Consider the following 26205-nt stretch of genomic DNA (forward strand, 5'->3'; position numbering starts at 1 on the left):
TGTGAACTGGGGAGGGGTCGCAGTGGGGCAGGTCTTTTATGTGGTGGGAGCCTGTCTCGCCATCGTGGGGGGATTTGCCGCCCTCGTGACGACCGGAAATGTCCTGATGTTTCTCCGGCTGCGCGCCCTCGAACGCCGGGGCGTCGAGGGGGAAGCGGTCTCCTACGCCCATGACGTGATGAACGGCAAGATCCGCGTCCACTACCGGGTCTCTCTCCCGGAGGGGGAGCGCGAAGGGGACTTCTACGAGCTGCAGCTCCAGGAGCCGGACCCGGTGGGGACGGTGGTTCCCGTCGTCTACGACAGGAAGCGGCCGTCGAGGGCGAAGACGGGTGCCCTGGAGGGCATCGACTCCTCCTCGGAAGGCTGGATCGTGAAGTACGTCACCGGCGGCGGGCTCGCCCTGCTCGCGCTCGGGATCGTGCTGGCCAACCTCTTCTCCTGACGCGCTCGGCGCCAGTGGCCGTGAACAGCACGACAGCCACCTGCTCCCACGAAGAAACGGGGACAGGTGGCTGTTGCTTCGGTTGCGCCTGCGGCGGTTCAGTCCTGGCGTGAGGCGCGGTCCTTGCGGGTGTCGCCGCTGGAGGTCCGACGGGTCTCCGCGAGGGCGTCGCTCCAGCCGGCCGTATAGGCGAGGGTCTCGCAGCGGGAGACCTCGGCGTACAGCCTGCCGAGCAGCGCTCTCTTGTCGAGGGCGACGGGTCCGTCGAGGAGCTGGCGGAGGCGGTCCTGGAGCGGGATGTGCGGTCGTGATGCCCCGGCCTGCTGAGTCATGGACGCCTGCCTTCCGTTGCTTGCCCGTGCCTGCGTGGCGGCGCCGCGGAGTGGAGGGCGAGGGCGCCACGATTCGAACGTCTGTACGAGTAGAGTGTGGAACACCTGTTCGGTGTTTGTCGAGCAGGAAACGCCTGACGGTGTGTCTTCCGGCCTGAACCCGGGCCAGGTTGGCTCCGGAATCTGAGCCTGTGTTCGACAGGGGTAACCTGGATGCCGCGTTCCCCGGACCCGACTACTTCGGGGGGCAAGGGGCCGCGCGGGGGCGCGCGGGGGGATTCCCTGGGGGTGGAAGGCAACTGACGCATGGATACGGAGCCGGGTGACAACCGGCAGGAGCGGGCCGTCGACTGGTTTGCCTCCCAGCCCGACCTGCCCCATCTCTTCGCGCTTCTCTCGGAGCTGGTCCATGTCCACGGGCACGCGCCCGAGGAGCTTGTCGTTCTCCCGAGGGCCGAGGTCGACCGTCGGGAGACGACCGCCTTCACCTCGGGTTGGGTCGAGGCCGTCTCGGACGAACTGCCGCGCATCCGCAGGGAGTACGAGAAGCGCGTCGCCGATGCCTACGCGCAGGGACAGAGTGACGCGCGTGGAGTCCGCCGCCCTCAGCGCGGTACGAGCGCCGGCTCGGAGGGCGCGCAGGTCATCGCGCTGCCCTTCGCCCGGCTCCTCGAACCGCCCGCGGCCGTCGTGGAGGCCGAGGAGCGGGTCCGCAGGGAGCGCGAACAGTTCGAACGGCAGCCCGAGCGAGGTGAACGGCCCGAGCGCGCCGAGCAGCGACCCGAGCCCGAACCCGAGCACCAGACCGGACCCGAACCGGAGTCGGAACTCGACGTCCTCGTGACCGCCCACGAGAGCCGCGCCCGCAGGAACGCCCAGCCCGTACGGAAGGTCGTCCGGGGCAAGGGCGGCCGCCCGATCGTCCCGCCGTTGGGCGTATCCGGACAGCCGAGCGGCGGCACGGAGCGCCGCGACCCCGACCCCGCCGCGCCCGAGTCCCGCCACGGCGGGAAGGGGCGCCGACTCTCCGAACGGGCACGGGCTCTGGAGGAGGACCTGGCTGCCGAGCGAGCACAGGAAGCGCCCCCGGAGCCTGCTCCCTGAAGGGAACGGGCTCCGGGGGCCGCGGGCGTCGGCATCAGCCGAAGAATCGGGCGAGTGCGTGGGGAGAGGGCCCCTCGCTCGCCTCGGCGGCCTCGGCCGCTCCCTCCTGGTCCTCGCCATCGTCCGCCGCCGCGTCGGCAGGCCGCGGTACGGGCTTCGGCGGTTCCGGCGCGTCGTCGTCCTCGCTGGTGTTGACGCTGGCGAACATCCAGTTGGCGACGGCCAGATGGTCCACCGTGGCGGCGAGGAGATGGTCGGTGATCGACCAGTCGGCGGCCTCGCCGTGGAGTCCGCGCTGGACGGCGCTGTCCCGCGGCAGGTGCTTGATCAGCAGCGTGACCCGCCGGCTGGAGAGCTCACCCCGGTGCCAGTCGAGGAGATCGGTGCCGTAGTAGCGGAGCAGGTCCGCCTCAAGGGCCTCGGCGTGTTCGTCGACGAACTCGACGAGGCTCAGTCTTCCCCCAGGCCGAGCCCGGTCTCCTTGCCGTAGGCCTCGAGGATGGCGGCGATGTCCTGCATCGTGATGTCGTGCTGCTCGAAGCGGTTGAACTGCTCCTCACCCATCAGGAGCGCGAGCAGGCCGTCCACGTCGTTGTCGTCGAGCTTGCGCAGGCCCTTGGCGGTCGCGCGGGACAGCTCGGTGGGCAGGGTGTAGGACTCGCCGTCCAGCTCGAAGGACCAGGCGCGGCCGTGGGCCTCCTGTCGCTGGGCGCGGGCGGCGTTGACGTCGAAACGGGCCATGGTGATGCGTACTCCTTGTTCGAGTGGGTGAAGAGGAGAAGGGGTGGGGCGGGACGGCGGCCGGCCGTCCCGCCCCGGGTGGAGAAGGTCAGACGGTCGCGGAGTACTGGCTGTCCTTCATGAGGAAGGAGGCCAGCGGCTTGCCGTTGCCGTTCGACATGGCCGTGAAGGTGATGCCCAGCTGCGACGCCGCCTTGCGGGCCAGCTTGATGTCGTCCGACGCGGTGACCTGGCCGCGCGGGATGATGAAGCGGTACGTGACCGCGGTCGTGCCACCGGCCTTGACGTCGGTGAACTCCAGGCCGAGGGCGCGCACGTCCGCGAACGGACGCTCGGCGATCTCGTACTTGTAGGTGTCGGTCGCCGGGGCGCCCACCGCCTCGACCTTTCCGCCGCCCATGAAGAACGGCAGCGTGGACTCGTTGAACTGGAGCATGGAGAACTTCAGCGAGAGGTCACGGGCCGAGTAGATGTAGTGCACCGGGGAGACCGACTGCCACGAGTCGATGGCCTCCAGCTTGTCCTTCTTCGAGAAGGTGACGCCGTCGCCGGTGGTGAAGCCGAGGTCCGTCCAGGACGCCCAGTCGGTGGCGGAGTCGGCGCCGAAGGCCGGGATGTCGGTGCCGGCGTTGGCCACGTAGAGCTTGCCGACGCCTGCGACGCGGATCTCGGCGGAGTTGTTTCCAGCCATGGTGGGTTTCTCCTTGGGATGAGGGAGGGGTGGGGCGCCGCACCGGGCGTCGGGCCCGGGTACGGCAAAGGCCCCGCCGGACGGCGAGGCCTGGTCTGTGGGGTGAGCGTCCGTCAGGGAGCCGCACGGGCTCGGGGGACGCTCGGAATCAGAAGACGCTGAGGGAGAGCTGGATCACGCAGAGGTAGCGGTTGGCGCCCCGGTAGACGTAGTCGGGCAGCCAGCGCGGCCCGTCCTGCTCCTCGACGTCGCTGACGAAGTTGACGCCGATCTTCTTGCCGATGGTGGCGAGCAGCGCGCGCCGGGCGCCGTTGGCGAGCACGTGGGCCGCCTGCTTGGTCGGCCCGTACACCTCGAACTCGATCAGCGGCTTGTCGACGTGCAGGTCGCCGATCCAGGCGCCGCCGCGGCGGTTCACCAGGACGGCGCTCTGCGTGCCGTCGAAGCCGGCGGGCGCCTGGACGGCGATCGTGGCGCCGGCCAGGGCCGGGTCGGCCTTGAGGACGTCGACGACCAGCTTCTCGACGTCCGGGAACGCACTCGGGGGAGTGGTCATGACGGTTCTCCTCAAGAGGGGAAGGGGAGGGCGGGACGGGTGGTGCGGGGTGTCGCTTGTGGTGCGGGGCGCCGTCCGGGGCGCTCGACGCGGGGAAGGGGGAGGGGCGCGGAGCGCTCCCGGACGGCGAACGGCGAAGCCGTCGCCCGTTGTTCGGGCACAGCTCCGCCGCTGCACCAACTGTGACAGAGAGCGTGCGCGCACGCAACTAGTTCCGGGAGTCGGGTGGGGTCACCCGGCCGGGGAGGGGGTCGATCGGCCGGGGCGCGGGCGCGGGGCTACCTCCGCAGCCAGCCCTTCTTGGGGGATCGTCGAGAGGGGCCGGCTCCCGTGCCATCACCAGCTCCGCGACGCTGACGCGCAGGTGCCGGGTCTGCTTGATCGGGTCCGAGGTCCGCTCGTACCGCTTGCAGGAAGACCTCTGCACGAGCCGACTCGTCTCAGACGTACGGAACACGAGACGACCCTCCCTCTTGGGCGGGGTGCCCCCCGACCCTCTGAGTCGTCCGACGTTGCACCGGACTGTAGGTATACGACGAAGCGCCCCGTGTCTCTCCAGGAGACACGGGGCGCTTCGTCATGCGGGGTTTGTCAGTCATGCGGTACGAGGACGGCGGCGGGCCGTTCGTTCCGCCGCGAACACGTCCTCCAGGCGGAAGAGTTGGGCCCGGCCCGCCTTGCCGGCCGCCCGCAGGTGGCCCAGCTGGACCCACTTGCGGATCGTCGCCGGGGCGACGCCCGCCTCTTCGGCGGCCAGGGGGCCGGGGATCAGGGCCGGCAGGGCCGACAGGCCCGGGGTCTTCAGCACGTGCGCTCCTCGTTGTCCGTGGCGGTCGTCGCGTCCATCGCCGTCTCGATCTCCTCCGTACGCGCGCCCGCCGCCTCCGCCAGTTCGGCCCACTCCGTCTCCGGCCACAGGTGTCGGTACGCCGGGTCGTCCTGGCAGCCGCAGTCGTCCAGCGCGCACGTGCAGGCCGGGTTCACGCACAGCACCGCACGGCGGTCGGGGAACGCCCGCAGCGACACCGAGTCGCACCACGGGCAGCGGCCCGAGACGCGGACGACCGTCTCCGTGTCGCCGAGCGTCCGCGCGCACCGCCGTGCCATCCGGCGCAGCTCGTCGCGCACGTGCCGGGCGAGGTCCGGGTGGGCCGCGATCCGGTCGAGCAGTGCCGTCGTCCGCCGCAGCCGCTCCACGACAGGGGCGCGGCCGGGGCGGGGGAGGCCGAGCCGGGCGCGTGCCGCCTCCTCCAGCTCCACGACGCCGTCCGTGATGTCGCGGATCGCGTCGGAGACGTGGAGGCGGATCGGCGCGGCGCCGTGGCCGGGGACCACGAGGCCGTGCCGCTGCTGGAGCAGCAGGGCCTCCCGGCGCTCCTCGCGGATCAGGTCGTCCCGGCCGGGGTGCGGGGCGGCGGGCGCTGCGCCGGTGGGCGAGCGGCGGCCGGGCGCGAGCTCCTCGGCGAGCTCGGGGAACTGGCGGGCGAGGGAGGCGGCCCACAGCGCGATGTCGGTGAGGATCCGTTCGACGGCCGGCTCGGTGAGGATGCGTTCGGCAGGGATCCGGTCGGCGGTCGGTTCGGCGGGGATCCTGTCGGCGGCGGGCTCAGCCACGGACGCTCCCGGCGGAGGCGGAGGCGGAGGCGGAGGCGCGGGTGCGGCGCGCGGCGACGGGGCGGCCGTTGCGCCACAGGCGGCCCGCGCACACGCCGTCGAAGTAGCTCTCCGCGGGCGCCACGGCGGCCTCGCACTCGCGGCGGACCGGACAGGCGGCGCACGCGCGCAGAGCCGGAGCGGCCTGCTGGGGGCGGCGGGCGAAGACGACGGACGGGGAGAGGCCGACGCACGCGGCGGCGGCCTGCCAGGAGGGAGAGGGTTCGGGTAGGAGCAAGGTTCTTCTCCACGGTCCGGGCCACCGAGCCCTGGGGCCGGTGCGACTCCTGGGACTCATGAGGCCGACGAGTGCGACGGCGAGTGAGAGAGTGACATGTTGCGTGCGAGCGCGCAACAAGTTTGTGGAGTCACCTTCACCGATTCGACACGATTGCGCGCCCAAAAGCACGTAATTCTTTGCGCGCAAGCACGCTAGAGTGAGGCGCCCGGAGGTGGGGGAGTTAGAGGGAGCGTTACATGAGCACTCAAGGGCTCGACGAGTTCGCAGGCTGGGTGGAAGGCCTGATGAGAGCGCGCGGCTACGACATCGACAGTCCGCGCGGTGGAGGAAAGTCCCGGATCGCTGACGAGGCCGGTGTGCACCGCGCCGCCGTGACCCGGCTGCTGCAGCGGCAGAGCATGCCCGACCTGGAGACCATGCGCAGGATCGCCCCCCTTCTCGGGGTCTCCGTACGCGACATGCTGATCCGGTCCGGCCGGGTCACCCCCGACGAGCTGCCCCTCGCCGCGGACCTGCTGCCGCCCGGCGACTGGCAGCCCACCCTGGAGGACTTCGCCCGCTGGCTCGGCGTCCCGGACGAGCGGATGGGTGTCTTCGTCAAGGTCGTCAACCAGTTCCTGGAGCCCGGCGACGAGGAGAGCGAGCCACGCGCCCCCGGCGAGCCCCGCCGCGCCACCCGAGACTGACCCCGCGGGCGCGACCGGGAGGTCGTGCCCGCTCCCCGGCCCCCTGGGGGTCCGCAGGCACCCCCAGGCGCCGGCCCGGCCCTGGCACCCGGCGGCTTCCGCGCCCGGCGCTTGTGTGCCGCCCCGGCGGCTCCCGTGCCCCGCCCCTCGCGAGGGGCCCGGGGGTTCGGCGCGACGGGCGGCGCCCCGGCCGCGCCGGGATTCGTTCTCCCGCGTCGACCGGCCCCTCCGTGTGCGTGGGCATTTGTTTTGACCGGAGTCCATGCGATAGGTACGCTCAGACCTTGTGCCTGGGGTGTGCCTGGGCTCGTGTGCGTGTCCTCAACCGCATGGCGAGTTCAACTACGGCCACCGCAATCTGCGCCCCTTTCCGCCCTCGGCGGAGGTCCGCAGTATTCGACACACCCGACCGCGTGGGTCGGTGGCGTGTTCCAGGTTAGTTTGACGACGGCACACAGAAACCGGAGAAGTAGTGCCTACGATCCAGCAGCTGGTCCGGAAGGGCCGGCAGGACAAGGTCGAGAAGAACAAGACGCCCGCACTCGAGGGTTCCCCTCAGCGTCGCGGCGTCTGCACGCGTGTGTTCACCACCACCCCGAAGAAGCCGAACTCGGCCCTCCGTAAGGTCGCGCGTGTGCGTCTGACCTCGGGCATCGAGGTCACGGCCTACATCCCGGGTGAGGGCCACAACCTGCAGGAGCACTCCATCGTGCTCGTGCGTGGTGGCCGTGTGAAGGACCTGCCGGGTGTTCGTTACAAGATCATCCGCGGTTCCCTCGACACGCAGGGCGTCAAGAACCGTAAGCAGGCTCGCAGCCGCTACGGCGCCAAGAAGGAGAAGTAAGAATGCCTCGTAAGGGCCCCGCCCCGAAGCGCCCGGTCATCATCGACCCGGTCTACAGCTCTCCTCTTGTCACCTCGCTGATCAACAAGATCCTGCTGGACGGCAAGCGCTCCACCGCCGAGCGCATCGTCTACGGCGCCATGGAAGGCCTCCGCGAGAAGACCGGCAACGACCCGGTCATCACGCTGAAGCGCGCCCTGGAGAACGTCAAGCCGGCTCTTGAGGTCAAGTCCCGCCGTGTCGGTGGCGCCACCTACCAGGTGCCGATCGAGGTCAAGCCCGGTCGCGCCTCCACCCTCGCGCTGCGCTGGCTCGTGGGCTACTCCCGCGCCCGTCGCGAGAAGACCATGACCGAGCGCCTCATGAACGAGCTCCTCGACGCCTCCAACGGCCTCGGTGCTTCGGTCAAGAAGCGCGAGGACACGCACAAGATGGCCGAGTCCAACAAGGCCTTCGCGCACTACCGCTGGTAGTCGCAACCCACATCGAGACCGAGAGAAGACTGAGCCGATATGGCTACCACTTCGCTTGACCTTGCCAAGGTGCGCAACATCGGCATCATGGCTCACATCGACGCGGGCAAGACGACCACCACCGAGCGGATCCTGTTCTACACCGGCGTCTCGTACAAGATCGGTGAAGTCCACGACGGCGCTGCCACGATGGACTGGATGGAGCAGGAGCAGGAGCGCGGCATCACGATCACGTCCGCCGCGACGACCTGCCACTGGCCGCTCGAGGACGTCGACCACACCATCAACATCATCGACACCCCGGGCCACGTCGACTTCACCGTCGAGGTGGAGCGTTCGCTCCGCGTGCTCGACGGTGCCGTGACGGTGTTCGACGGCGTCGCCGGTGTCGAGCCCCAGTCCGAGACTGTCTGGCGTCAGGCGGACCGCTACGGCGTTCCGCGTATCTGCTTCGTCAACAAGCTCGACCGCACGGGTGCCGAGTTCCACCGCTGCGTCGACATGATCGTGGACCGCCTCGGCGCCGTCCCGATCGTCATGCAGCTCCCCATCGGTTCCGAGATGGACTTCCAGGGTGTTGTGGACCTCGTCCGCATGAAGGCCCTGGTCTGGTCCGCCGAGGCGACCAAGGGCGAGATGTACGACGTCGTCGACATCCCGGCCTCCCACGCCGAGGCCGCTGAAGAGTGGCGCGGCAAGCTGGTCGAGACCGTCGCCGAGAACGACGACGCGATGATGGAGCTCTTCCTCGAGGGCACTGAGCCCACCGAGGAGCAGCTGTACGCCGCGATCCGTCGCATCACCATTGCCTCCGGCAAGGGTGGCGGCACCCCGACGGTCACCCCCGTGTTCTGCGGCACCGCGTTCAAGAACAAGGGCGTTCAGCCCCTGCTCGACGCGGTCGTGCGCTACCTTCCCTCCCCCCTGGACGTCGAGGCCATCGAGGGCCACGACGTCAAGGACGCCGAGGTCGTCGTCAGCCGCAAGCCGTCCGACGAGGAGCCGCTGTCGGCCCTCGCGTTCAAGATCGCGAGCGACCCGCACCTCGGCAAGCTCACCTTCGTCCGGATCTACTCCGGTCGCCTGGAGGCCGGCACCGCGGTGCTGAACTCCGTCAAGGGCAAGAAGGAGCGCATCGGCAAGATCTACCGCATGCACGCGAACAAGCGTGAGGAGATCGACTCGGTGGGCGCCGGCGACATCGTCGCCGTCATGGGCCTGAAGCAGACCACCACTGGTGAGACGCTGTGCGACGACAAGAACCCGGTGATCCTGGAGTCCATGGACTTCCCGGCGCCGGTCATCCAGGTCGCGATCGAGCCCAAGTCCAAGGGTGACCAGGAGAAGCTGGGTGTCGCCATCCAGCGTCTCGCGGAGGAGGACCCCTCCTTCCAGGTCCACTCGGACGAGGAGACCGGCCAGACCATCATCGGTGGTATGGGCGAGCTTCACCTCGACATCCTCGTCGACCGTATGCGTCGCGAGTTCAAGGTCGAGGCCAACGTCGGCAAGCCGCAGGTCGCGTACCGCGAGACGATCCGCAAGGCCGTCGAGCGCGTGGACTTCACCCACAAGAAGCAGACCGGTGGTACCGGTCAGTTCGCCAAGGTGCAGATCGCGATCGAGCCCATCGAGGGCGGCGACGCCTCGTACGAGTTCGTGAACAAGGTCACCGGTGGCCGCATCCCGAAGGAGTACATCCCTTCGGTCGACGCCGGCGCGCAGGAGGCCATGCAGTTCGGCATCCTGGCCGGCTACGAGATGACTGGCGTCCGCGTCATCCTTCTCGACGGTGCGTACCACGAGGTCGACTCCTCCGAACTCGCGTTCAAGATCGCCGGTTCGCAGGCCTTCAAGGAGGCCGCGCGCAAGGCTTCTCCCGTCATCCTTGAGCCGATGATGGCCGTTGAGGTCGTCACGCCCGAGGACTACATGGGTGAGGTCGTCGGCGACATCAACTCCCGCCGTGGCCAGATCCAGGCCATGGAGGAGCGCAGCGGCGCTCGCGTCGTGAAGGGCCTCGTGCCGCTCTCGGAGATGTTCGGCTACGTCGGAGACCTCCGCAGCAAGACCTCGGGTCGCGCAAGCTACTCGATGCAGTTCGACTCCTACGCCGAGGTTCCCCGGAACGTCGCCGAGGAGATCATCGCGAAGGCCAAGGGCGAGTAACTCACCCGAGTGCACGCTTTAGGCTTGACACCGTACGCCGGGGCTCGGACTTCGAACCCGAAGAGGAGCCCCCGGCGGACGGCATCCCAGCAAAGATCACCTGGCGCCGATGAGTAAGGCGTACAGAACCACTCTCCAGGAGGACCCCCGTGGCGAAGGCGAAGTTCGAGCGGACTAAGCCGCACGTCAACATCGGCACCATCGGTCACATCGACCACGGTAAGACGACCCTCACGGCCGCCATTACCAAGGTGCTGCACGACGCGTACCCGGACCTGAACGAGGCCTCGGCCTTCGACCAGATCGACAAGGCTCCTGAGGAGCGCCAGCGCGGTATCACCATCTCCATCGCGCACGTCGAGTACCAGACCGAGTCGCGTCACTACGCGCACGTCGACTGCCCCGGTCACGCTGACTACATCAAGAACATGATCACGGGTGCGGCGCAGATGGACGGCGCCATCCTCGTGGTCGCCGCCACCGACGGCCCGATGCCGCAGACCAAGGAGCACGTGCTCCTGGCCCGCCAGGTCGGCGTTCCGTACATCGTCGTCGCCCTGAACAAGGCCGACATGGTGGACGACGAGGAGATCCTGGAGCTCGTCGAGCTCGAGGTCCGTGAGCTCCTCTCCGAGTACGAGTTCCCGGGCGACGACCTGCCGGTCGTCAAGGTCTCGGCGCTCAAGGCGCTCGAGGGCGACAAGGAGTGGGGCCAGTCGGTCCTGAACCTGATGGCCGCCGTCGACGAGGCGATCCCGCAGCCCGAGCGTGACGTCGACAAGCCGTTCCTGATGCCGATCGAGGACGTCTTCACGATCACCGGTCGTGGCACCGTCGTCACCGGTCGTATCGAGCGTGGTGTCCTCAAGGTCAACGAGACCGTCGACATCGTCGGTATCAAGACCGAGAAGACCACCACCACGGTCACCGGCATCGAGATGTTCCGCAAGCTGCTCGACGAGGGCCAGGCCGGTGAGAACGTCGGTCTGCTCCTCCGTGGCATCAAGCGCGAGGACGTCGAGCGCGGCCAGGTCATCATCAAGCCCGGTTCGGTCACGCCGCACACCGAGTTCGAGGCCCAGGCCTACATCCTGTCGAAGGACGAGGGTGGCCGTCACACCCCGTTCTTCAACAACTACCGCCCGCAGTTCTACTTCCGTACCACGGACGTGACCGGCGTCGTGACCCTCCCCGAGGGCACCGAGATGGTCATGCCGGGCGACAACACCGCCATGTCCGTCGAGCTGATCCAGCCCGTCGCCATGGAGGAGGGCCTCAAGTTCGCCATCCGTGAGGGTGGCCGGACCGTCGGCGCCGGCCAGGTCGTCAAGATCACCAAGTAATTTCACTTGGTCGATCGGGGTGACCCGGTTGCTCTGAACTGAGCACACAGCACCAAGCAAGGGCCCGCACGGCAGCACGCCGTGCGGGCCCTTCGCCGTCCCGTGCCGGTCCCGTGACCGCCGTGGGGCCGCGTACGGACGACAGTGGCCCGCACCACCACTCGGGTGGGGCGGGCCACGGTCATGCGCCGTCTCGCGGGGACAGCCCCCGCTCAGTCCTGTGGGGGATGCGCGTACGTGGTGGCCAGCAGCGAATGGCGGGAAGCGCCGTCGCTCTGGACCAGGCGATGCACGGACGACGGGATGAACCCGCCGAACAGGGTGCCGACGAGCCCCAGAGCCTGGAAACGGAAGTTGAGGTCGTAGGTCGCCATCGCCACGCGGTTGGCACTGACGCGGTAGCCGTGCGCCCCGGCCCAGGTGTCGGCCTGGTCCAGGTCGGCGTACATCGCCACGATCCCCGCGGCCGTCGCGAACTCGCGCTGCACGCCGAGGTTCTCGAGCGGCCCGATCGCATCGAGCCCCGCGAGGTGCCAGCTGCCCTCAGCCGTCACGCGGTACAGGCCCGGCGGGACGCCCTCGCTGCGGAGCGCGAAGACGAAACCCTCCAGCGGGCCTGCCTCGGCATCGAGTCCCCAGTCGGTACGGTCCCGGCGGATCACCTCGCCCAGCAGGGACAGGACCACCGCCGTGCGTACCGGCCGCGGCGCGTAGTGCAACGAGGACCGCCGCCGGTCCAGCGTCTCCCGCAGGTCGTGCACCGGCCGGAGCTCGCCGGCCTCCACGGCCGGCTCGACGGGCACGGCCTGCGGGAACTCCACCGGCCGTCGCTCCGCCGCCCGGCCGTCCGAGGTGCTCGACCGGGAGCCGAAGCCCTCCAGCACGGCGGTCATGGACGTCAGATCGCTTCTCATGCCGTACCTCCCAGGGTTGCCACAGCGGCGACGGGCTCGTCGGACGGTGTCGTGCCGAGCACCCGGGCCAACGCGTCGTCGTCCCAGTCCGGACGTGGCGCGAAGGCGAGCCCCAGGTGCTCGGCGACCTCGCGGGCCGCGGCCAGGTTGCACCCGGCGTCCAGGAAGACGAGCCGGAAGCCGAACGTGCCGTACTTGGTCATGACCTTCTTCAGATCGCCGGTGACGACGATCTCGCAGGGCGCCGTGCCCTCGGGCACCTGGCTGGAAACAGCCGCGAGCGAATGACTGCCCTGGGCGTACACGTAGATCCCCGCGGGCAGGACGCGATCGTCGCGCAGCACCACGTAGGCGTTGGTGCAGCCGATGTTGCCGGAGGCCGCGGTCCATCGCTTGACCCGTTCCGGGGTGCTCTCCTCGTCCTTGATGCCGAAAGCGACCTTCAGCACCGTGCTCAGGGACTCCAGGGTGAGCGGGACACCGCCGCCGGACGGATCGGGCCGCCGGGCCCCGGCGAGGGAGGCGAGATCGGCCGCAGGAAGGGGGGTGTGCCGACGGCTCGGCCAGTCCTTGAACTGCGCCTGCAGCCGGAGGTTGGACGCGTAGTAGTGCGCCTGGTGGTCCTTGGGGGAGAGGAACGCCCGCGGTGGCATCGCCACCGACGCCTCGTAGACGGAGCCGGCCGGCGCCCGCGGCGCGAGCGGACCCGCGGTCCAGGAGCAGCGCGGGCATCCCGGCCGGACGGTCGCCGGCCGGTACACCGTGGACAGGGTCGAGGTGTCCGTCACGCTGGAGTCGGTCGGAAGGTGCGAGATGGCGGCTCGGGCGAGCAGGGCAACGACGTGGTGCGCGGTGACTCCGGCGACGAGGTCGGCGAGGTGCGCGGGCAGCTCGCCGGACAGCTCCGCCTCGCCGTGGCTGCCGCACTCCAGGCAGGGAGTGAGGGAGGCGTCCGCGTAAGGGCCGACGGTGAACGCCCGGGCGTCGGCGCGTACCCGCAGCAGCGGTCGGCCGTCCTGCCGGCACCGCTCCTCGGTGGCGGCGAGGAGAGCCGCCGAGTCGACCGTCTCGAAGAAGACGGTGAGCTCTCCCGGGGTGCCGGACGGGCCGGAGGATGCCGCGGAGAGGGGCACGTCCTCCAACGACCGACGGGCCGCGGCGACGAGCGCGGGGTCGCCCTCCAGCCGCACCGAACGGTCGGCCAGGCGGGTGACGGCATCCGCCCAGGACAGGTTCGCGCCCGTGGAGTTGCCCAGCCTGGACAGGAAGACGGCCCACTCGGGAGCCACGTCCGGTTCGTCGCCCGCCGGGGCCTCCTCGACGGCACCGGCCGTCCACAGCAGGGCCAGGCACTTGTAGACCGTGGCCTCGTCGAACCCGACCTTCTCCGCCAGCTCCGCGTGGCCGCGGGTGCCGTCGCACGCCTCGGTGAGGGGGATCAACCCCTCGCGGGCGAAGGCCCCGGAGAACACCTGGGCCCGATCCGCCCCGTCGAGCACGACGGCGTCCCCCGAGCGGCGCATGCGTACACCGCGCCGCAGGACGGGCCTGACGGGGACCGTCAACTGCATGTCCGTCCGGGCGGCCTGCCCGATCTGTTCGGCCTTCATCTCGGCAACCATGATCAATTTCCTCCTTGCCGCAGCAGTTCCGGGAACGGCATCGCGTCGTCCGGGCGCTCCCGCGCGAACCGGTCCCCGCACCGCGGGCACCGGTCGACCGACACCGTGGACGCCGCGGAGACGGCGCCCGAGACGAGGCTGAAGCTGCGCACGGTGGCTCCCGCCGCGGCCGGTTCCGCGGTGAGGTCGGCGAGCGCGAGGTCCAGCAGGCCGGACGCGACGGCCAGGTGCAGGGGGCCGAACCCCTCGGGCAGACCGACGAGGGCCGCGTCCATGTCGTACGGGCGGGCCGTGCCCGCGTGTTGCGCCGTGCGCTTTCGGTAGCAGGCGTAGCAGGCCGTTCTGCCCGGGGCCACGGCCGGCCCGCACAGGAGCTTGGTCGGCAGCAGCTGGAGCCCGACGGACGGAGTGCCCCGCTCGGCGCAGACCCGGTCGACCTCGTCGCGGAGTTCGGGCGCCCCGCCGGAATGGACGGGGACGACGACGTCCGCCCGCGGGGCGGAACCGTCGAGGAACTCCTCGAAGGACACCCGGAGTTCCCCCGGCGCGCGGCGGTGCTCGGCGAGCTGTCGCCCGAAGGCGTCGCGTACGAGATACAGGCATCGCGGACGAAGGTCCTGCGCCATGTTGGTCTGCTCCTTCTTCCCGCTCATGCGAACGCCTGCGGCTCGGGGTTCAACGCGTCCTCGGGGTGGCTGGTGAGGCCCATGGCCCGGGGCGCCTCGTACAGGCGTGGGGTGCCGAGAAAGCGCTCGGCGTGGACGAAGGACACGGGCATCGCCTCCGGGACGAGCACCTTCACCGCCCGCATCCCCACCTGGCGTGCCTCGTCCGTGGTGATGTCGACGACGAGTGCCTCCGCCCCGCGGGCGGCGAGCCGGGCGACCACGTCGTCGAGCGGGTCCGCCCCGGCGGGAAGGCCGGGCATGGCGTCGAGACCGTATGCGGGGCGTTCGCCGTCCAGCAGGAAGTCGAAGACGTGGCGACGCTCGGGGGGCGCGTTCCGGACGGCTCCGCCGACCACGCTCACCTGGGAGGGGTCGGCTTCGCGGCCGGCGTACGCGGAGACGTAGCCGCGCAGGGCGACCCGCAGGGACGCCAGCTCGCGGTAGATCTTGCCCAGTGCCTTCTCGGGGCGGACGTCACAGGTCGCGGCGACGATCTGGGCGAGCGTCGGATCGGACTCGGAGAGCTGGACGCCGTAGATCACCGGGACACCGAAGTCCGTCGTCGCGTCGAACAGCCGGACCCGGAGGTCGGTGGAGGTGCCGACCCGGTGGAGTTCCCGGGTGTCCGCGTCGAGGAGGTCGGGGTCGACGTGCAGTTCGGGCAGGCGTAGCCGCTGGAGCCAGACCAGCGCGATGGAATCCCGCTCGACCACCTCCAGCAGGCCCCCGAGCACGGCGGCCCGGACATCGGAATGCACCGCCGCCCCTGTCGTGATGCCGCGGGTGAACTTCTCGGACTCCGAGGAGTAGGGCATGTGCAGGTACACCGAGATGGCGGGGACGAGCACGGGCACCTGGCGGGTGAGCGACCACGCCCGCACCCAGCGGATGGGGACGGAGGGGTCGTACTCCGTCAGTCTGCAGTCGTCGTGCGCCAGTTCCGTGGGAGAGCACCTGGGCCACCGTGAGGGCGAGACGAAGTCCTCGGTGAGGTCGTTCTCCGCGGCGACCACCATGGCGTCGTCGTCCCACGCGCACGTGGAGTACCGCTCGAGCGCTTCGGCGACGGACAGCAGCCGGGCCCGGTCGGGCGTGAGTCCCGTACCCGCGCCGTCGGAGTTTCCGGTGTCCTCGTCGGCGGCCCACGTGCGCAGGTTGGAGAGGGCGCGGGACGGCACCCCGAGGTACGAGAGCTGGACCGCGAAGGGCGGCTCGCCCTCACGCACCGGCAGCGGTGCGGTGCGGGACACCAGCCCGTACGGGGAGACGAGTTCCTCCAGCCGGCGCAGCTCGTCCGGAATGGGTTCCGTGTGCCTGTTCACATACATGTGGATCTTCTTCCTGCGGTCGTGTGTCCGCTCCCGTGCTCTGTCACGCGACGGCCGGCGAGGGGAGGGCGGCCATGGTTTTCGCCAGCCCGTCGAGGTCGTCCTGGAGTTCCAGCATCGATTTGCCGCAGACCTCCTCGTTGGCACGTGCGACGACGTAGCAGAAGACGTACCGCTCCGCGAGGCTGAAACCGAGGGTGTAGAGCGAGCTGTACAGCACGCTCGTCTGCAGCCGGAAGGCGAGGAAGTCGGCGTCGCGGTGCATCAGCCGGTCCAGTTCGGGGCTGGGCGGTGTGTGGAACCGGGTGGGCTCCACCGGGGCGCCCCGCTCGCGGACGAGGTCTTCGAGACTGTGGCCGGCGTTGACGAGCGAGCCGTCGAGGAAGGCCTCGGACAGGCGGCCGGACTCCGAGGTGACGAACTCCGTCCAGCTGCGGACCTGTGCGTCGTCCGACGGTTCGCCGTCCGGGTCGCCGCAGGCCTCGATGAATGCCCGTACGGCAGGCCCCACCTGTTCGTAGAACCTCGCGCAAGCCGATTCGAATGATTCCGGATTCTTGGTGCGGAGAAAGACCGCTTCGAAATGCGATCGGTAGCTCAGCATGCGGACAGAAAGCAGTTCTTTGAATTCGAGATCGGCCGTGAATCGCTGCGGAGAATTAATAAGAGTGGCGCGCATATGGGCGACCATGAGTCGCAGCGCGCCGAGTGCTCTCGGCAGCTGGCTCTCGTCCCCTGCGGTCTGGTTCAGGAAGCCGAGAAGGGTGGGTGCGGCCTTCTGGAAGAGCCGCTGCGAGGAATCGGAGAATCCGGTTCCGCTGAATCCTGCGTTCCACAACGGGGACGGGACCGCGTCGCGCGGCACCTCGTCGACGCCGGCGTCGCACCCGTGCTCTCGGGCGAGTCTCTGCACGTCAGACCGGATCCCGTCGGGGTCCGACACCCCGTCGAGGCTGACCTGGAGGACGTCTCCGCCGCCCCGCCCGTCCTGGGTGCGGACGAAGTAGTAAGGGTCATGACGCCCTACCAGTTCTGGCGAAAACAGTGCGCGTAGGAGTGGCGCAAAAGTGTCGGTGTATTTTGCGCCATCGGGCTGCGGGATGCTGGCGAAAACATGCAAGAAGAAGCCCCCAGATGTGAGTGCGCGCCATGCGGGCGCCCGCGTGATCTTGGTCCGACGGTAGCCCGAATGGTCAAGTAGAAGGGCTCGGGAAGGGCTGTGATCTAAGTCACTCGAGCGTATGTTGCCGAAGATCGATTGGCCGGGTTAGGTTCGAATCACTTCGACGAAAGGGGGTGAACGCAATGGAGCAGCAGATCGAGCTCGACGTTCTCGAGATCTCGGACCTTATCGCTGGCGCTGGTGAGAATGACGACCTCGCGCAGGTGATGGCCGCCTCGTGCACGACCACGAGCGTCTCGACGAGTTCCTCGTCGTCCTCGTCCTGATCGCAGGACTAGGAATTAGTTGAGCCACCGTCGAGGTGCACCTCGGCGGTGGCTCACTTACGTTCCAGCGCAGTTGTTCGAGTGTCGAACCATCGGGTCATGTCCGGGGGTGTGCCGAAACGGGGACACCGTGCTCCGGAGCGACGGCCCGGCCCGCGCCGCCGGCGGCGGCCGGAACGGGAGCGCGTAGCTGGTTGCGGGCGCGAAGCTGATTTTCGAAGACAGGGCCGGCGGGCTCGTGCGGCGGAGACCCTTCGTCGAGGCGCGCCCCTGACGACCGCACGCCGTGGCGCGCCGACCCGCGTGACGAAGTTGGGGGAGTCCCATGGATGTGAACATCAGTCCGTATGTCGTCTACAGGCGGAGTCGGCTTCCGCTGGGCGAGCTCGGCGGGATGTCGTTCACCGCCGCCTGGTCGCGCATCGATGAACTGCATGCCCTGCGGGAAGACATCCGCGCCCGTGCGGGCGGCCTGGCCGACCGTCTCGGCGAAGCCGTACCGACGCTGGCCGACGATGTCCGGGCCACGTTGATCAAGGTGCGCCGCGATGTCCACAATCTGCGGCACGACCGCGTGGCCGGACGACTCGAGGAGCTTCGCCCGCACCTCGACGCGGACCTGTTCGCCGGGGTCGAGACCTGGTGCGGACTGGGTCTGCGTGCCTCGGAGTGCGAGCGCGAGGGCGAGAGCGAACTCGAGCGCGAGAAGTCCCTGGCCGCGGAAGGGTTCCCGGCGCTCTTCGAGCACGACGCGATGGCCCGCAGCATTCAGCTCTCCGGAGACCGCCTCTACCACGGTCTGCGCGACTTCGTCATGGGCACCGGACCGGCGATCAAGCCGAGCAAGGCCCGCCTGCGGGAGTCGTCGCTCGTCAACTTCGCCTACCGGGCGAGCCTGAAGCCGTCACCGTTCGGCCGGTTCACGGAGATCGGCGCCTTCCCGCCGGACGCCCCGACAGCCACGACAGCTCTGGCAGCCCCGACCGCTCTGACAGCCACGACCACCCCGACCGCTCAGGCGGATCCCGCGGATCCCGGCGGCCGGACACCGGAGGAGGGGCCGGCCCCGTCCGTCACGCGGCTGAACCGCCTGCTCGTGAACTGGGTCCTCGCCGCGATGCCACGGCTGCCCGGTGGGCTGGAGGCGGGACACCTGGTGCTGAACTCGACCCTGCGCGCGGGCGCCGACTCCATCGAGTTCGTCGCTGTCGCCCCCGGTTCCCGGGAAGAGGGGAAGATCGCCTCCGAGACCGTCCTGCGCGTCCGCCGCGAGGCACTCTTCAACGCCCTGCTGGCGGCCATGCCCGGAGGCTCGGCGCCGACCGCCGAAGTGCTGCGCCGGCTCACCGAGGTCACGGGCCGGGACGCCGTGAGCCGCGAGGTCGTCCACGGCCTGATCCGCGCCGGCGCCCTGTTCTTCCGGCCGGACGTCGACGACCACGACCCCGACTACGCGGCGAAGCTGGAGGAGGCCCTCGCTGCCGGCGCCACCGCGGAGACGGCCGCACTGCGCGACCACTTCGCCGAACTGCGCCGACTGGAGACGGACTTCGCCGCCGCGCCCGCCGCGGACCGCCAGAAGATGCTCGACGCGGCCTACGCGGCGATCAACGGCATCGCCGAGCTCTGCAAGGTGTCGCCGCCCCCGGAGGACGTCCTCAAGTCACCGGTCTTCGAGGACACCCCGGCCTCCGCCGGGCCCCAGGCGTGGAGCCTCCCGACGGTGGAGCGGAGCATCCCCGCCCTCACGGGCCTCTGGCGCCTGGCCTCGATGCTGGACAACGGCCAGATCAAGCGACTGGGGCTGCACGCCTTCGCGACCCGGGTCCTCGGGGAACGCACCAGCATGCCGTTCATCGACTTCTTCCAGGCCTTCTCCTCGTTGAGCGACCGCGAACAGGCCGACGTGTTCATGGGACGGGACGTCGACGCGGTCGACCGGTACATGACGCAGCGGGCCGAGGCCCTGCGCACGATCCGGGACCACCTGGTCCCCGAGAACGGCGCTGTGCACCTGGACCCCTCGGTGATCGAGCGGGCCTGTGAGGGCGTGGAGGGCATCCGGCACACCGAGTCGGTGACGTTCCGCGCGCAGTTCGCCCGGAACGTACTGCCGGACAGGGACCGGACCCTGGTCGTGAACGGTCTGCTGACCGGCTACGGCGTCTACTTCTCGCGCTTCGGATCGTTCGTCCGCGGCCAGGGCGACTGGTCCCTGCCGGACGCGCAACGCGCCCACCTCGACCGGCGGTTCCCGGGCACGGCCGACCTCAACTCCGTCCTCGGGTTCAACTTCAACCTGCACCCCCCGGTGACGAGCCGGGTCGTGAACTACCCCGGAGCCGTGTCGCTCGGGGCGGACCGCACGGTGTACACGATCGACAGCCTGGAAGTCCGTGTGGAGCCGGGCACCGCGGCCCTGCGGCTCTGGCACCCGGACACCGAGGAGTTCGTCGACCTCGTCCCCATGAACTTCATGACCCCGGTCGGCGTCCCGCTGCTCTACCGGCTGCTGGAGGCGCTGTCCCCCTCCAACCGCTACCTGTGGAAGCCGCTCGAGGACATCCAGGACGCCGGGGGACCCGTGGAGTACGGCGACACCGCGCCCCGCCTCGTGGTCGGCGACGTCGTCGCGGAGCGAAGGTCCTGGAACATCGCGGCCGCCGACATCCCCATGCTGCAGGACCTGAGCCGCGACTCCTACGACGCGCTCGTCGCGTTCGACGCGTGGCGCCGGTCCCGCGGCCTGCCCCGCCACGCCTTCGTGCTGTGCCAGACGGCCGAGGAACGTGACGTCATGGCCGGCCGCAGCCGCAAGGTGACGCGGCAGTGGGCGGACTACGCGCACCTGCGACGCGCCAGCGTCCACAAGCCGATGTACGTCGACTTCCGGAACCCCTACCTGGTCCGGAGTTTCGCGAAGTCCGCGCTGTCGCGCGGCGACGTGCTCGTGTCGATGCGCGAGTGCCTTCCCTCGGTGGACGACTACGGTCCGGACACTGGCTGGACCGCGACAGAGGAGTTCTTCGTTGAACTATGCACGGACAAGTAGCGGTCGGACGGGGACGGACGAGTGGCGGGTGGTGCACGTCCACGTCCCCCACTCGCTGCACACCCCCTTCCTGTGCGACGTGGTCGAACCGCTGCTGCGCGCCGAGGGCCTGCGGGACCACTTCTTCTTCCTCCGCTACTGGCAGGGCGGGCCCCATCTGCGTCTGCGGATGCTGTGCGGCCCCGGCGCGGGATCCGCGGAGGCGGCCGAACGGGTCGTCGAGGGTCTGGAGCGGGCCATGCCCGAGTTCGGGGTCCAGGCGCGGGACGAGTACGCGCTCGGACTGACGATGCAGGAGGAACTGGCGCGGCTGGAAGGGGAGGATCCCCGAGCCGGCCGGCCGGTCGGGACGCTCGAACGGGCGCCCTACGAACCGGAGTACCGCAAGTACGGCGGCCAGGAGGGCGTGGAGATCGCCGAGAGGGTCTTCCGGAGGTCCTCCCTGGCCGTCCTCGACCTGCTGCGACGGCAACCGCGCGCGTGGGTCGACGAGCGCCGGGCCCCGATCGGGGAGGCGGCGAGGATCATGGCCATGTTCCTCCACGGGGCCGGCTACGACCCGGAGGCCGCCTCGCTCTTCCTGCGGGAGTACGAGGAATGGTGGAGCACGTACGCCCCCGAGGAGATGCGCCGAGCCTGGCCCCGGCTCTACGACAGCACCTCGGCCCAGCTCACGAGCCTGTGCGCCTCGATCTGGAACGACGGTGCCACGGACGACGTGTTCCACGAGATCAGCGTGGAGGCCACCGCCCGCGCCCGGTCCGTGACCGGTGCGCCCGACGGGCAGGACGCCCGCGAGCTGCGTCTGGACGGCACACCGTACGCGGGCTGTCTCTCGAACTACGTGCACACGACCAACAACCGCCTCGGGCTTGTCCCCGCGGCCGAGGGTCTTGTCGCGTACCTCGTGCGACGTGCCCTGGACGATCTGCCGCGCCGGCCGGCCCGGGACGGGGCCGACGGCCGGTAAGACCTCCGGCCCGGGTGCGGCTCCCTTTCGGGGGCCGCACCCGGGCCGAAGCGCGCGACGACCGTCAGCAGACGACCGTCAGCAGACGACCGGGAGCTTGTGGAGGCCGTACACCCCCATGCTGTCCTTGAAATGCAGCTCCGACACCGGGGCGGCCAGCTTCAGGCCGGGGACCCTGGCGACGAGGGTGTTGAACACGACCTCCAGTTCGAGCTTCGCGAGGTTCTGCCCGATGCACTGGTGGATACCGTGACCGAAAGCCAGATGCTGCTTTCCGCCGCGTTCGAAGTCCAGCCGGTCCGGGTCGGGGAACACCGCCTCGTCGTGGTTGCCCGAGGCGCTGAGACCGATCACACCCTCGCCCGCACGGATACGCACACCCCCGATCTCGATGTCCGCGGTGACCACGCGCGAGGTCACCTGGTCGGCGATGCTGAAATAGCGCAGCAGCTCGTCGACGGCCTGGGGCGCCAGGGCCGGGTCGGCCTGGAGCTTGGCCCGCTGGTCGGGATTCTCGAGCAGCGCCAGGACTCCGAGGGAGATCATGTTGGCCGTCGTCTCGTGGCCGCCGACCAGCAGGACGTTGGCCATTCCGACGAGTTCCGCGTGGGAGAACGTGCCGGTCTCGCGATTCTTCACGACGAGCCTGCCGAGGAGGTCGTCGCCGGGATTCTCCTCCTGGGCGGTCACCAACCGGTCGAAGTAGGCGTGGAGTTCCTGGTGTGCGTCGTTCCGCTCCTGCGGATCGGCGTCGACCGACACCAGCTTCTCGGTCCGGTCCTGGAAGAACGCCCGGTCTGCGTAAGGGACTCCGAGGAGTTCGCAGATCACCAGGGAGGGGACGGGGAGCGCCAGCGCCCCGACCAGATCGACCGGCCCCTCGCCGGCGAGCAGGGCCGAGACGCACTCGTCCACGATCTCCTGGACGCGCGGACGCAGCTGGGACACCCGCTTGGCCGTGAACTCGCTGATCAGCATCTTGCGCTGCGCGGTGTGCACCGGGGGGTCCATGGCGAGAAGCACCGGCCGCATCTGCTCCATGACCTCCACCGGCACGTCGAAGTGCAGCGGGTAGCCCGGGTGGGCGAGGTTCGAGCTCACATCGGGGCTGGCGAGCAACTGCCGTATGTGTTCGTGCCGGGTGAGCAGCCAGGCGGTCCGTCCCGAGGCCAGGGTGACTTTGCTGATGGGCTGTTCGGCACGGAGGGAGGCGTACTCCCGAGGCGGATGGAGGGGGCAGCCGCGGGGGTAGGGAAAGGAGGTTTCTTGACGTTCGGTCATGGTTCTCTCCGAAGATGGAACAAGGGAATCGTCTTACTGCGCCTGACTGCGCGTTACTGTTCCATCCAAGCGGATGAGACGCTCAGTTCGAGCTCGAACGGCCCAATGAGGCGGATCTCACGGCGATTTCTTCACCGCCGGATCCGATGTCGGTCCACCTGATCCGGAGTCATGAATTCCGACCCCTTCAATCATGCTTGCCAACAAGGAGTTAGAAGCTATGTACCTGTCGATCGTCATGTGGGATCTGAAGAAGTCGGAAGCGACGGTGGAGAGCCTCCGGGAATATCTGCGGGACTATGCGGTGGACGCCTACTCCACGCTTGAGGGGATGCGGCTCAAGGCGTGGTTCTCGGACACCGAACGGCAGTTGTGGGGAGCGGTCTACCTCTGGGACAGGGCTGATCAGATGCCCGGCCTCTACAAGGTCAGCAAGGTGATCGACCTCATCGGCTATCCCCCCACCTCGGTCGGGGGATTCGGGATCGAGGCGATCGCCGAAGGGAAGAGCGTGCACGAGACGCTGGCCGGCCTGGGGGTCGCCCTGGAGGGCGGGGCGCCGTAGCCCGCCCGGTTTGTGCTAGCGTCTGGACGGTGGACAATCCTGATGTGATTATCGAACGTTCCGACCCTGCGGTGCAGCGCATCATCGATGTCACCAAGCATTCGAGGTCGGTCGTCCGGACCGTGCTCATCGAGGACATCGAACCCCTTCTGCAGAGCATTCACGCGGGAGTGGAGTTCATCGAGGTCTACGGCATCGAGACCACACCCCTGCCGGGCGACCTGATGGCCGCCTGCGAGAAGCGGGGAATTCCGGTCCGGCTGCTCGCGTCCGCGATCGCCAATCAGGTGTTCAAGACCGAGAAGAAGCCCAAGGCTTTCGGTATCGCCAAGGTGCCCCGGCCCGGACGCTTCGCGGACCTGGCCGATCTGAAGGGCGACATCGTCGTCCTGGACGGCGTGAAGATCGTCGGCAACATCGGCGCCATCGTGCGGACGGCCTTCGCCCTGGGCGCCTCCGGCATCGTTCTCGTGGACAGCGATCTCCCCACCATCGCGGATCGCCGTCTGATCCGGGCCAGCAGGGGCTACGTCTTCTCCCTGCCCATCGTCCTCGCCACGCGGGACGAGGCGCTCCGGCACTTCCGGGACAGCGGGATGCGGACCATGGTCTTCGAGGCCGACGGGCGCCTCACGGTCGGGGACCTCGGTGGCATCGACGAGCGCATCGTGCTCATGTTCGGCAGTGAGAAGACGGGACCGTCCGACGAGTTCGCGGGCGGCGCCGCCGAATCGGTCTCCATCCCCATGAACCCCGCCGCCGAGTCGCTCAACGTCTCGGTCTCCGCCGGTATCGCGCTGCACGGGCGTGCGGCCCGGAACCTCGGCGGGCTGCCGGCGGCCTGACGACCGCCGCCGCGGAACTGTGAAGAGGGCCCCCGGCCCGCCGTGAACGGCGGAGCGGGGGCCCTCTTCGTTGGTGCGTACCGCCTTCGGCTACGAGTGCGAGGTCGCCGTTGCGTACCGCCTTCGGTTACGAGTGCGAGGTCGCCGTTGCGTACCGTCTTCGGCTACGAGTGCGAGGTTGCCCCGGAGCGTCGTGCCGGGCGCCACACCCACGGATGGGCGTCCGCGCCCAGGCCGACGGCGACCGGACCGCCAGGGAGCAGCCGCAGCGCCGGCTCCTGCACGGCGGCCGTGCCCTGCGTACGGGTCCAGAGCCGGCCGCCGCGGCGCAGCTGGACGCGGCCGCGCAGGTCCCGGCCGAGCAGGACCGTGCCCTCCGCGTCGGCCGCCGCGGTCACCGGGCCGTACCCGTCGAAGGAGGTGTTGCCGCGACGCTGCGACAGCAACTCCTTGGCGGCGGGCTTGCGGTAGTACACGTCGAGACCGGTACGGCCCCGGCCCGGCACGGCGGCGACCGGGTCGCCGGCCAGCGGCAGCGGGGCGGCCGGGACGGAGTCGATCCAGTGCTGGACGGCCTTGCGGCCCGTGGCCAGGACGTGGACGCGCCCCTCGGCGTCGACCACCACCTCCAGACCGTCCTGTATCTCCTCGCGGCCGGGCAGCGCGCGCCACGGGGACCAGGTGCCGTCGGTGGACCGCACGCGCGTCGACACGCCCTTGTCGGCGTTGCGGACGAAGAGGTGGACCCGGCCGTCGGGGGTGGTGGCCGCGACCGGCACGCCTATCCGGCGGCCCCGGTCGTCCTTGCGCTCCGGGTTGCCCAGGCCGCGCCAGGCGAGGAACGGGCCGTCGGGGGAGCGCTGCTCCAGCAGGACGACCTCCCGCTTGTTCGGGCCGCCGCGTCCGGTGAAGGCGGCGAACCGCACCCCGAAGAGCAGGACCCGGCCGTCCGGCAGGGTCGCCGAGCCGAGCGCGGGTGCGAGCGGGCCGCCACCCAGGTCCGTGGGCTCGCCCCACAGTCCGGTGCCGCGCTCCGTCTCCCGCCAGCGGACCGCGCGCAGCCCCAGCACCCCGTAGGCGTCGAGCCGCCCGTCGGGCCGGGCGACTACGGCCGGTCCCGCGCCGGGCCAGCGGTAGTGGGTGGCGCGTACCCAGCCCTTGGCCTGCCTCAGCGGGCTGCCGCCGCCGATGCCGTAGTCACCGCAGCCGGAGGGGTTGCCGCACTCCCAGGCGGGGTTGCCGCCGTAGTTGAAGAGATGGCCGGCCTTCTCGTTGAGGACCTGCGCGGGGAGGTTCTTGGGCCAGTGCCGGTTGTAGTAGCCGCGGAAGGCGGTCGCCACGAACGCCGGTATCTGCCCCGAGCCCTGCTGGGCGTCGGCGACCCAGCGGATGAGCGCGGTCCAGCAGAACTCGGCGACCGCGGTGTGGACGCCGTGGTCGGAGTAGCCGGGCTGCTCGGCGTCCTTCTTGCGGGCCGCCTCGCTGCTGATCTGGATGTCGGGGTCGGGGTCGAGGGTGTGCACGACGGTCGGCCGGTAGCGGTCGAGGAGGCCGACCAGGACGTCGACAAGCTGGTTGTGGTCGTAGGTGTCGTGCCGGTCGACGGGGGAGTCGGCGGGTATGTGGGTGCGCAGTTCGAGCGCGCGGTCCTTCCAGAGGTTGACCAGGGCCATATAGCGGCGGGGCGCGTGCTCGGGCAGGTTGAGGAAGATCAGCTCGACCCGGCGGCCGCCGTTGATGAGCGTGTTGATCTCGGCGCGCCGCCCGCCGTGGAGGGTGGTGACGCCCTTCTGCCAGGGGGTGAACTTGTCGAGCCCGAGAAGCGTCGCGTACGCCTGGCGCAGCCCCTGATGACGCGAGGACGAGTAGGCCGCCCGGTCGGGCTTCGCCGGGGGCATGCCCTTGATCCGGTTCACACCGGTGTGCTCGCCTGCCGTGACGTAGACGGAGACCAGGGGAACCCCGGAGTCGAGCATGCGCTGGGTGTCCGGGTTCATGAAGTACAGGTCGTCGTCCGGGTGCGCGGCGAACTGCATGAGCTGCTCGCGGCGGGTGCTGATGATCGGCATCCCCGGCGCGGGATCGGCCGCGGGCTGCTTCCGGCGGGGCGGTTCGGGCACGGAACACCCGGCGAGGGCGGTGCCACCGAGAGCCGCACCGAGCGCGGCGCCGGCCGCGAGAACCCGGCGTCGCCGGAGCACCCCGGACCTGAGCAGCTCGAAACCGTCCACTG

27 protein-coding genes are annotated in these 26205 nt (G+C 69.8%); 12 read left to right on the forward strand and 15 right to left on the reverse strand.

Translation table 11 applies throughout. From position 1 onward, the window contains the following. Nucleotides 1–22 precede the first annotated feature (22 nt). The gene (locus ACF09C_RS32105) at nucleotides 23–445 is read left to right on the forward strand and encodes a DUF3592 domain-containing protein (RefSeq protein ID WP_392096624.1); all 423 of its coding nucleotides are present in this window, start codon (nucleotides 23–25) and stop codon (nucleotides 443–445) included. 98 nt (nucleotides 446–543) lie between these two features. Here the strand turns inward: ACF09C_RS32105 and ACF09C_RS32110 are convergent, their stop codons facing one another. After that, the gene (locus tag ACF09C_RS32110; RefSeq protein ID WP_392096626.1) at nucleotides 544–777 is read right to left on the reverse strand and encodes a hypothetical protein; all 234 of its coding nucleotides are present in this window, start codon (nucleotides 775–777) and stop codon (nucleotides 544–546) included. Between the two features lie 306 nt (nucleotides 778–1083). On the opposite strand from ACF09C_RS32110, the gene ACF09C_RS32115 reads away from it, so the two are divergent. Then, on the forward strand, nucleotides 1084–1881 hold the full coding sequence (locus tag ACF09C_RS32115) for a hypothetical protein (RefSeq protein WP_392096628.1): 798 nt from the start codon (nucleotides 1084–1086) through the stop codon (nucleotides 1879–1881). A gap of 34 nt (nucleotides 1882–1915) precedes the next feature. On the opposite strand, the gene ACF09C_RS32120 is transcribed toward ACF09C_RS32115, so the two are convergent. The 7 genes from ACF09C_RS32120 to ACF09C_RS32150 all read right to left on the reverse strand — a co-directional run bounded on the left by ACF09C_RS32120 (nucleotide 1916) and on the right by ACF09C_RS32150 (nucleotide 5760). After that, complete coding sequence (locus ACF09C_RS32120; protein WP_392096630.1) at nucleotides 1916–2116, reverse strand: hypothetical protein; 201 nt, start codon at nucleotides 2114–2116, stop codon at nucleotides 1916–1918. 215 nt (nucleotides 2117–2331) lie between these two features. Beyond that, nucleotides 2332–2622: a hypothetical protein gene (locus ACF09C_RS32125; protein ID WP_384147949.1), complete on the reverse strand. Its 291-nt coding sequence runs from the start codon at nucleotides 2620–2622 to the stop codon at nucleotides 2332–2334. Between the two features lie 88 nt (nucleotides 2623–2710). Continuing rightward, nucleotides 2711–3313: a phage tail protein gene (locus ACF09C_RS32130; RefSeq protein ID WP_362418323.1), complete on the reverse strand. Its 603-nt coding sequence runs from the start codon at nucleotides 3311–3313 to the stop codon at nucleotides 2711–2713. A gap of 148 nt (nucleotides 3314–3461) precedes the next feature. Next, entirely contained in the window at nucleotides 3462–3869 is a 408-nt protein-coding gene (locus tag ACF09C_RS32135; protein WP_392096632.1) for a hypothetical protein, read from the reverse strand. 595 nt (nucleotides 3870–4464) lie between these two features. Then, nucleotides 4465–4677, reverse strand: coding sequence for a hypothetical protein (locus ACF09C_RS32140; protein ID WP_392096633.1), 213 nt, complete (start codon nucleotides 4675–4677; stop codon nucleotides 4465–4467). Beyond that, nucleotides 4671–5417 (reverse strand): hypothetical protein, encoded by a 747-nt coding sequence (locus ACF09C_RS32145; protein ID WP_392096974.1) that lies wholly within the window; start codon nucleotides 5415–5417, stop codon nucleotides 4671–4673. The genes ACF09C_RS32140 and ACF09C_RS32145 overlap by 7 nt, the downstream gene beginning before the upstream one ends. A 58-nt stretch (nucleotides 5418–5475) precedes the next feature. After that, a complete protein-coding gene (locus tag ACF09C_RS32150; protein WP_392096635.1) occupies nucleotides 5476–5760 on the reverse strand; it encodes a WhiB family transcriptional regulator in 285 nt (94 codons plus the stop codon). Nucleotides 5761–5999: 239 nt separating this feature from the next. On the opposite strand from ACF09C_RS32150, the gene ACF09C_RS32155 reads away from it, so the two are divergent. The 5 genes from ACF09C_RS32155 (at nucleotide 6000) to tuf (ending at nucleotide 11278) form a co-directional block, all read left to right on the forward strand. Then, a complete protein-coding gene (locus tag ACF09C_RS32155; protein WP_392096637.1) occupies nucleotides 6000–6449 on the forward strand; it encodes a helix-turn-helix domain-containing protein in 450 nt (149 codons plus the stop codon). A 472-nt stretch (nucleotides 6450–6921) separates the two neighbouring features. Beyond that, complete coding sequence (gene rpsL, locus ACF09C_RS32160; protein WP_003948652.1) at nucleotides 6922–7293, forward strand: 30S ribosomal protein S12; 372 nt, start codon at nucleotides 6922–6924, stop codon at nucleotides 7291–7293. A gap of 2 nt (nucleotides 7294–7295) precedes the next feature. Further along, nucleotides 7296–7766 carry a 30S ribosomal protein S7 gene (gene rpsG / locus ACF09C_RS32165; RefSeq protein ID WP_362418309.1) on the forward strand — a complete coding sequence of 157 codons (471 nt, stop codon included), beginning with the start codon at nucleotides 7296–7298 and terminating at the stop codon, nucleotides 7764–7766. Nucleotides 7767–7805: 39 nt separating this feature from the next. Continuing rightward, nucleotides 7806–9935, forward strand: a complete 2130-nt coding sequence (fusA, locus tag ACF09C_RS32170) for an elongation factor G (RefSeq protein WP_392096639.1) — start codon at nucleotides 7806–7808, stop codon at nucleotides 9933–9935. Nucleotides 9936–10084: 149 nt separating this feature from the next. Next, nucleotides 10085–11278 (forward strand): elongation factor Tu, encoded by a 1194-nt coding sequence (gene tuf / locus ACF09C_RS32175; RefSeq protein WP_362418303.1) that lies wholly within the window; start codon nucleotides 10085–10087, stop codon nucleotides 11276–11278. Between the two features lie 212 nt (nucleotides 11279–11490). Here tuf and ACF09C_RS32180 read toward each other — a convergent pair whose 3' ends face one another. From ACF09C_RS32180 to ACF09C_RS32200, 5 genes are read right to left on the reverse strand one after another with little or no spacing between them, the layout of a single operon-like run. Then, complete coding sequence (locus ACF09C_RS32180) at nucleotides 11491–12192, reverse strand: tpaF (protein ID WP_392096641.1); 702 nt, start codon at nucleotides 12190–12192, stop codon at nucleotides 11491–11493. Then, complete coding sequence (locus tag ACF09C_RS32185) at nucleotides 12189–13814, reverse strand: tpaE (protein ID WP_392096642.1); 1626 nt, start codon at nucleotides 13812–13814, stop codon at nucleotides 12189–12191. The genes ACF09C_RS32180 and ACF09C_RS32185 overlap by 4 nt, the downstream gene beginning before the upstream one ends. A gap of 2 nt (nucleotides 13815–13816) precedes the next feature. Next, nucleotides 13817–14467, reverse strand: a complete 651-nt coding sequence (locus tag ACF09C_RS32190; protein WP_392096644.1) for a TOMM precursor leader peptide-binding protein — start codon at nucleotides 14465–14467, stop codon at nucleotides 13817–13819. Next, nucleotides 14464–15810 (reverse strand): YcaO-like family protein, encoded by a 1347-nt coding sequence (locus ACF09C_RS32195; RefSeq protein WP_392096646.1) that lies wholly within the window; start codon nucleotides 15808–15810, stop codon nucleotides 14464–14466. The genes ACF09C_RS32190 and ACF09C_RS32195 overlap by 4 nt, the downstream gene beginning before the upstream one ends. A 43-nt stretch (nucleotides 15811–15853) precedes the next feature. Continuing rightward, on the reverse strand, nucleotides 15854–16930 hold the full coding sequence (locus ACF09C_RS32200) for a hypothetical protein (RefSeq protein ID WP_392096648.1): 1077 nt from the start codon (nucleotides 16928–16930) through the stop codon (nucleotides 15854–15856). A 185-nt stretch (nucleotides 16931–17115) separates the two neighbouring features. Between ACF09C_RS32200 and ACF09C_RS32205 the strand changes: the two genes are divergently transcribed. The 3 genes from ACF09C_RS32205 (at nucleotide 17116) to ACF09C_RS32215 (ending at nucleotide 21281) form a co-directional block, all read left to right on the forward strand. Continuing rightward, nucleotides 17116–17259 carry a thiocillin/thiostrepton family thiazolyl peptide gene (locus ACF09C_RS32205; protein WP_078597647.1) on the forward strand — a complete coding sequence of 48 codons (144 nt, stop codon included), beginning with the start codon at nucleotides 17116–17118 and terminating at the stop codon, nucleotides 17257–17259. A 325-nt stretch (nucleotides 17260–17584) separates the two neighbouring features. Continuing rightward, nucleotides 17585–20311 carry a lantibiotic dehydratase gene (locus tag ACF09C_RS32210; protein ID WP_392096649.1) on the forward strand — a complete coding sequence of 909 codons (2727 nt, stop codon included), beginning with the start codon at nucleotides 17585–17587 and terminating at the stop codon, nucleotides 20309–20311. Continuing rightward, the gene (locus ACF09C_RS32215) at nucleotides 20289–21281 is read left to right on the forward strand and encodes a thiopeptide-type bacteriocin biosynthesis protein (RefSeq protein WP_392096651.1); all 993 of its coding nucleotides are present in this window, start codon (nucleotides 20289–20291) and stop codon (nucleotides 21279–21281) included. Before ACF09C_RS32210 ends, ACF09C_RS32215 begins: the two co-directional genes overlap by 23 nt. 78 nt (nucleotides 21282–21359) lie before the next feature. On the opposite strand, the gene ACF09C_RS32220 is transcribed toward ACF09C_RS32215, so the two are convergent. Next, nucleotides 21360–22562, reverse strand: a complete 1203-nt coding sequence (locus tag ACF09C_RS32220; RefSeq protein WP_392096652.1) for a cytochrome P450 — start codon at nucleotides 22560–22562, stop codon at nucleotides 21360–21362. 220 nt (nucleotides 22563–22782) lie between these two features. On the opposite strand from ACF09C_RS32220, the gene ACF09C_RS32225 reads away from it, so the two are divergent. Continuing rightward, complete coding sequence (locus tag ACF09C_RS32225; RefSeq protein ID WP_392096654.1) at nucleotides 22783–23127, forward strand: hypothetical protein; 345 nt, start codon at nucleotides 22783–22785, stop codon at nucleotides 23125–23127. Between the two features lie 44 nt (nucleotides 23128–23171). Next, nucleotides 23172–23972: an NshR/TsnR family 23S rRNA methyltransferase gene (gene nshR / locus ACF09C_RS32230; RefSeq protein WP_392096656.1), complete on the forward strand. Its 801-nt coding sequence runs from the start codon at nucleotides 23172–23174 to the stop codon at nucleotides 23970–23972. Between the two features lie 164 nt (nucleotides 23973–24136). On the opposite strand, the gene ACF09C_RS32235 is transcribed toward nshR, so the two are convergent. After that, nucleotides 24137–26041, reverse strand: a complete 1905-nt coding sequence (locus tag ACF09C_RS32235) for a PIG-L family deacetylase (protein ID WP_392096976.1) — start codon at nucleotides 26039–26041, stop codon at nucleotides 24137–24139. Nucleotides 26042–26205 lie beyond the last annotated feature (164 nt).

Origin of the sequence: Streptomyces sp. NPDC014870, assembly GCF_043081505.1 — a bacterium.
In the GTDB taxonomy this organism is placed as follows: domain Bacteria; phylum Actinomycetota; class Actinomycetes; order Streptomycetales; family Streptomycetaceae; genus Streptomyces.

Excerpts from the sequence above, each read along its gene's own strand:
- ACF09C_RS32210 (WP_392096649.1), top strand. The coding sequence starts at position 17,585 with ATGGATGTGAACATCAGTCCGTATGTCGTCTACAGGCGGAGTCGGCTT.
- fusA (WP_392096639.1), top strand. The coding sequence starts at position 7,806 with ATGGCTACCACTTCGCTTGACCTTGCCAAGGTGCGCAACATCGGCATC.
- ACF09C_RS32125 (WP_384147949.1), bottom strand. The coding sequence starts at position 2,622 with ATGGCCCGTTTCGACGTCAACGCCGCCCGCGCCCAGCGACAGGAGGCC.
- ACF09C_RS32110 (WP_392096626.1), bottom strand. The coding sequence starts at position 777 with ATGACTCAGCAGGCCGGGGCATCACGACCGCACATCCCGCTCCAGGAC.
- ACF09C_RS32190 (WP_392096644.1), bottom strand. The coding sequence starts at position 14,467 with ATGAGCGGGAAGAAGGAGCAGACCAACATGGCGCAGGACCTTCGTCCG.
- ACF09C_RS32130 (WP_362418323.1), bottom strand. The coding sequence starts at position 3,313 with ATGGCTGGAAACAACTCCGCCGAGATCCGCGTCGCAGGCGTCGGCAAG.
- ACF09C_RS32220 (WP_392096652.1), bottom strand. The coding sequence starts at position 22,562 with ATGACCGAACGTCAAGAAACCTCCTTTCCCTACCCCCGCGGCTGCCCC.
- ACF09C_RS32185 (WP_392096642.1), bottom strand. The coding sequence starts at position 13,814 with ATGGTTGCCGAGATGAAGGCCGAACAGATCGGGCAGGCCGCCCGGACG.
- ACF09C_RS32135 (WP_392096632.1), bottom strand. The coding sequence starts at position 3,869 with ATGACCACTCCCCCGAGTGCGTTCCCGGACGTCGAGAAGCTGGTCGTC.
- ACF09C_RS32205 (WP_078597647.1), top strand. The coding sequence starts at position 17,116 with ATGGAGCAGCAGATCGAGCTCGACGTTCTCGAGATCTCGGACCTTATC.
- rpsG (WP_362418309.1), top strand. The coding sequence starts at position 7,296 with ATGCCTCGTAAGGGCCCCGCCCCGAAGCGCCCGGTCATCATCGACCCG.
- ACF09C_RS32115 (WP_392096628.1), top strand. The coding sequence starts at position 1,084 with ATGGATACGGAGCCGGGTGACAACCGGCAGGAGCGGGCCGTCGACTGG.
- ACF09C_RS32180 (WP_392096641.1), bottom strand. The coding sequence starts at position 12,192 with ATGAGAAGCGATCTGACGTCCATGACCGCCGTGCTGGAGGGCTTCGGC.
- ACF09C_RS32235 (WP_392096976.1), bottom strand. The coding sequence starts at position 26,041 with ATGCCGATCATCAGCACCCGCCGCGAGCAGCTCATGCAGTTCGCCGCG.
- ACF09C_RS32195 (WP_392096646.1), bottom strand. The coding sequence starts at position 15,810 with ATGTATGTGAACAGGCACACGGAACCCATTCCGGACGAGCTGCGCCGG.
- ACF09C_RS32155 (WP_392096637.1), top strand. The coding sequence starts at position 6,000 with ATGAGCACTCAAGGGCTCGACGAGTTCGCAGGCTGGGTGGAAGGCCTG.
- ACF09C_RS32225 (WP_392096654.1), top strand. The coding sequence starts at position 22,783 with ATGTACCTGTCGATCGTCATGTGGGATCTGAAGAAGTCGGAAGCGACG.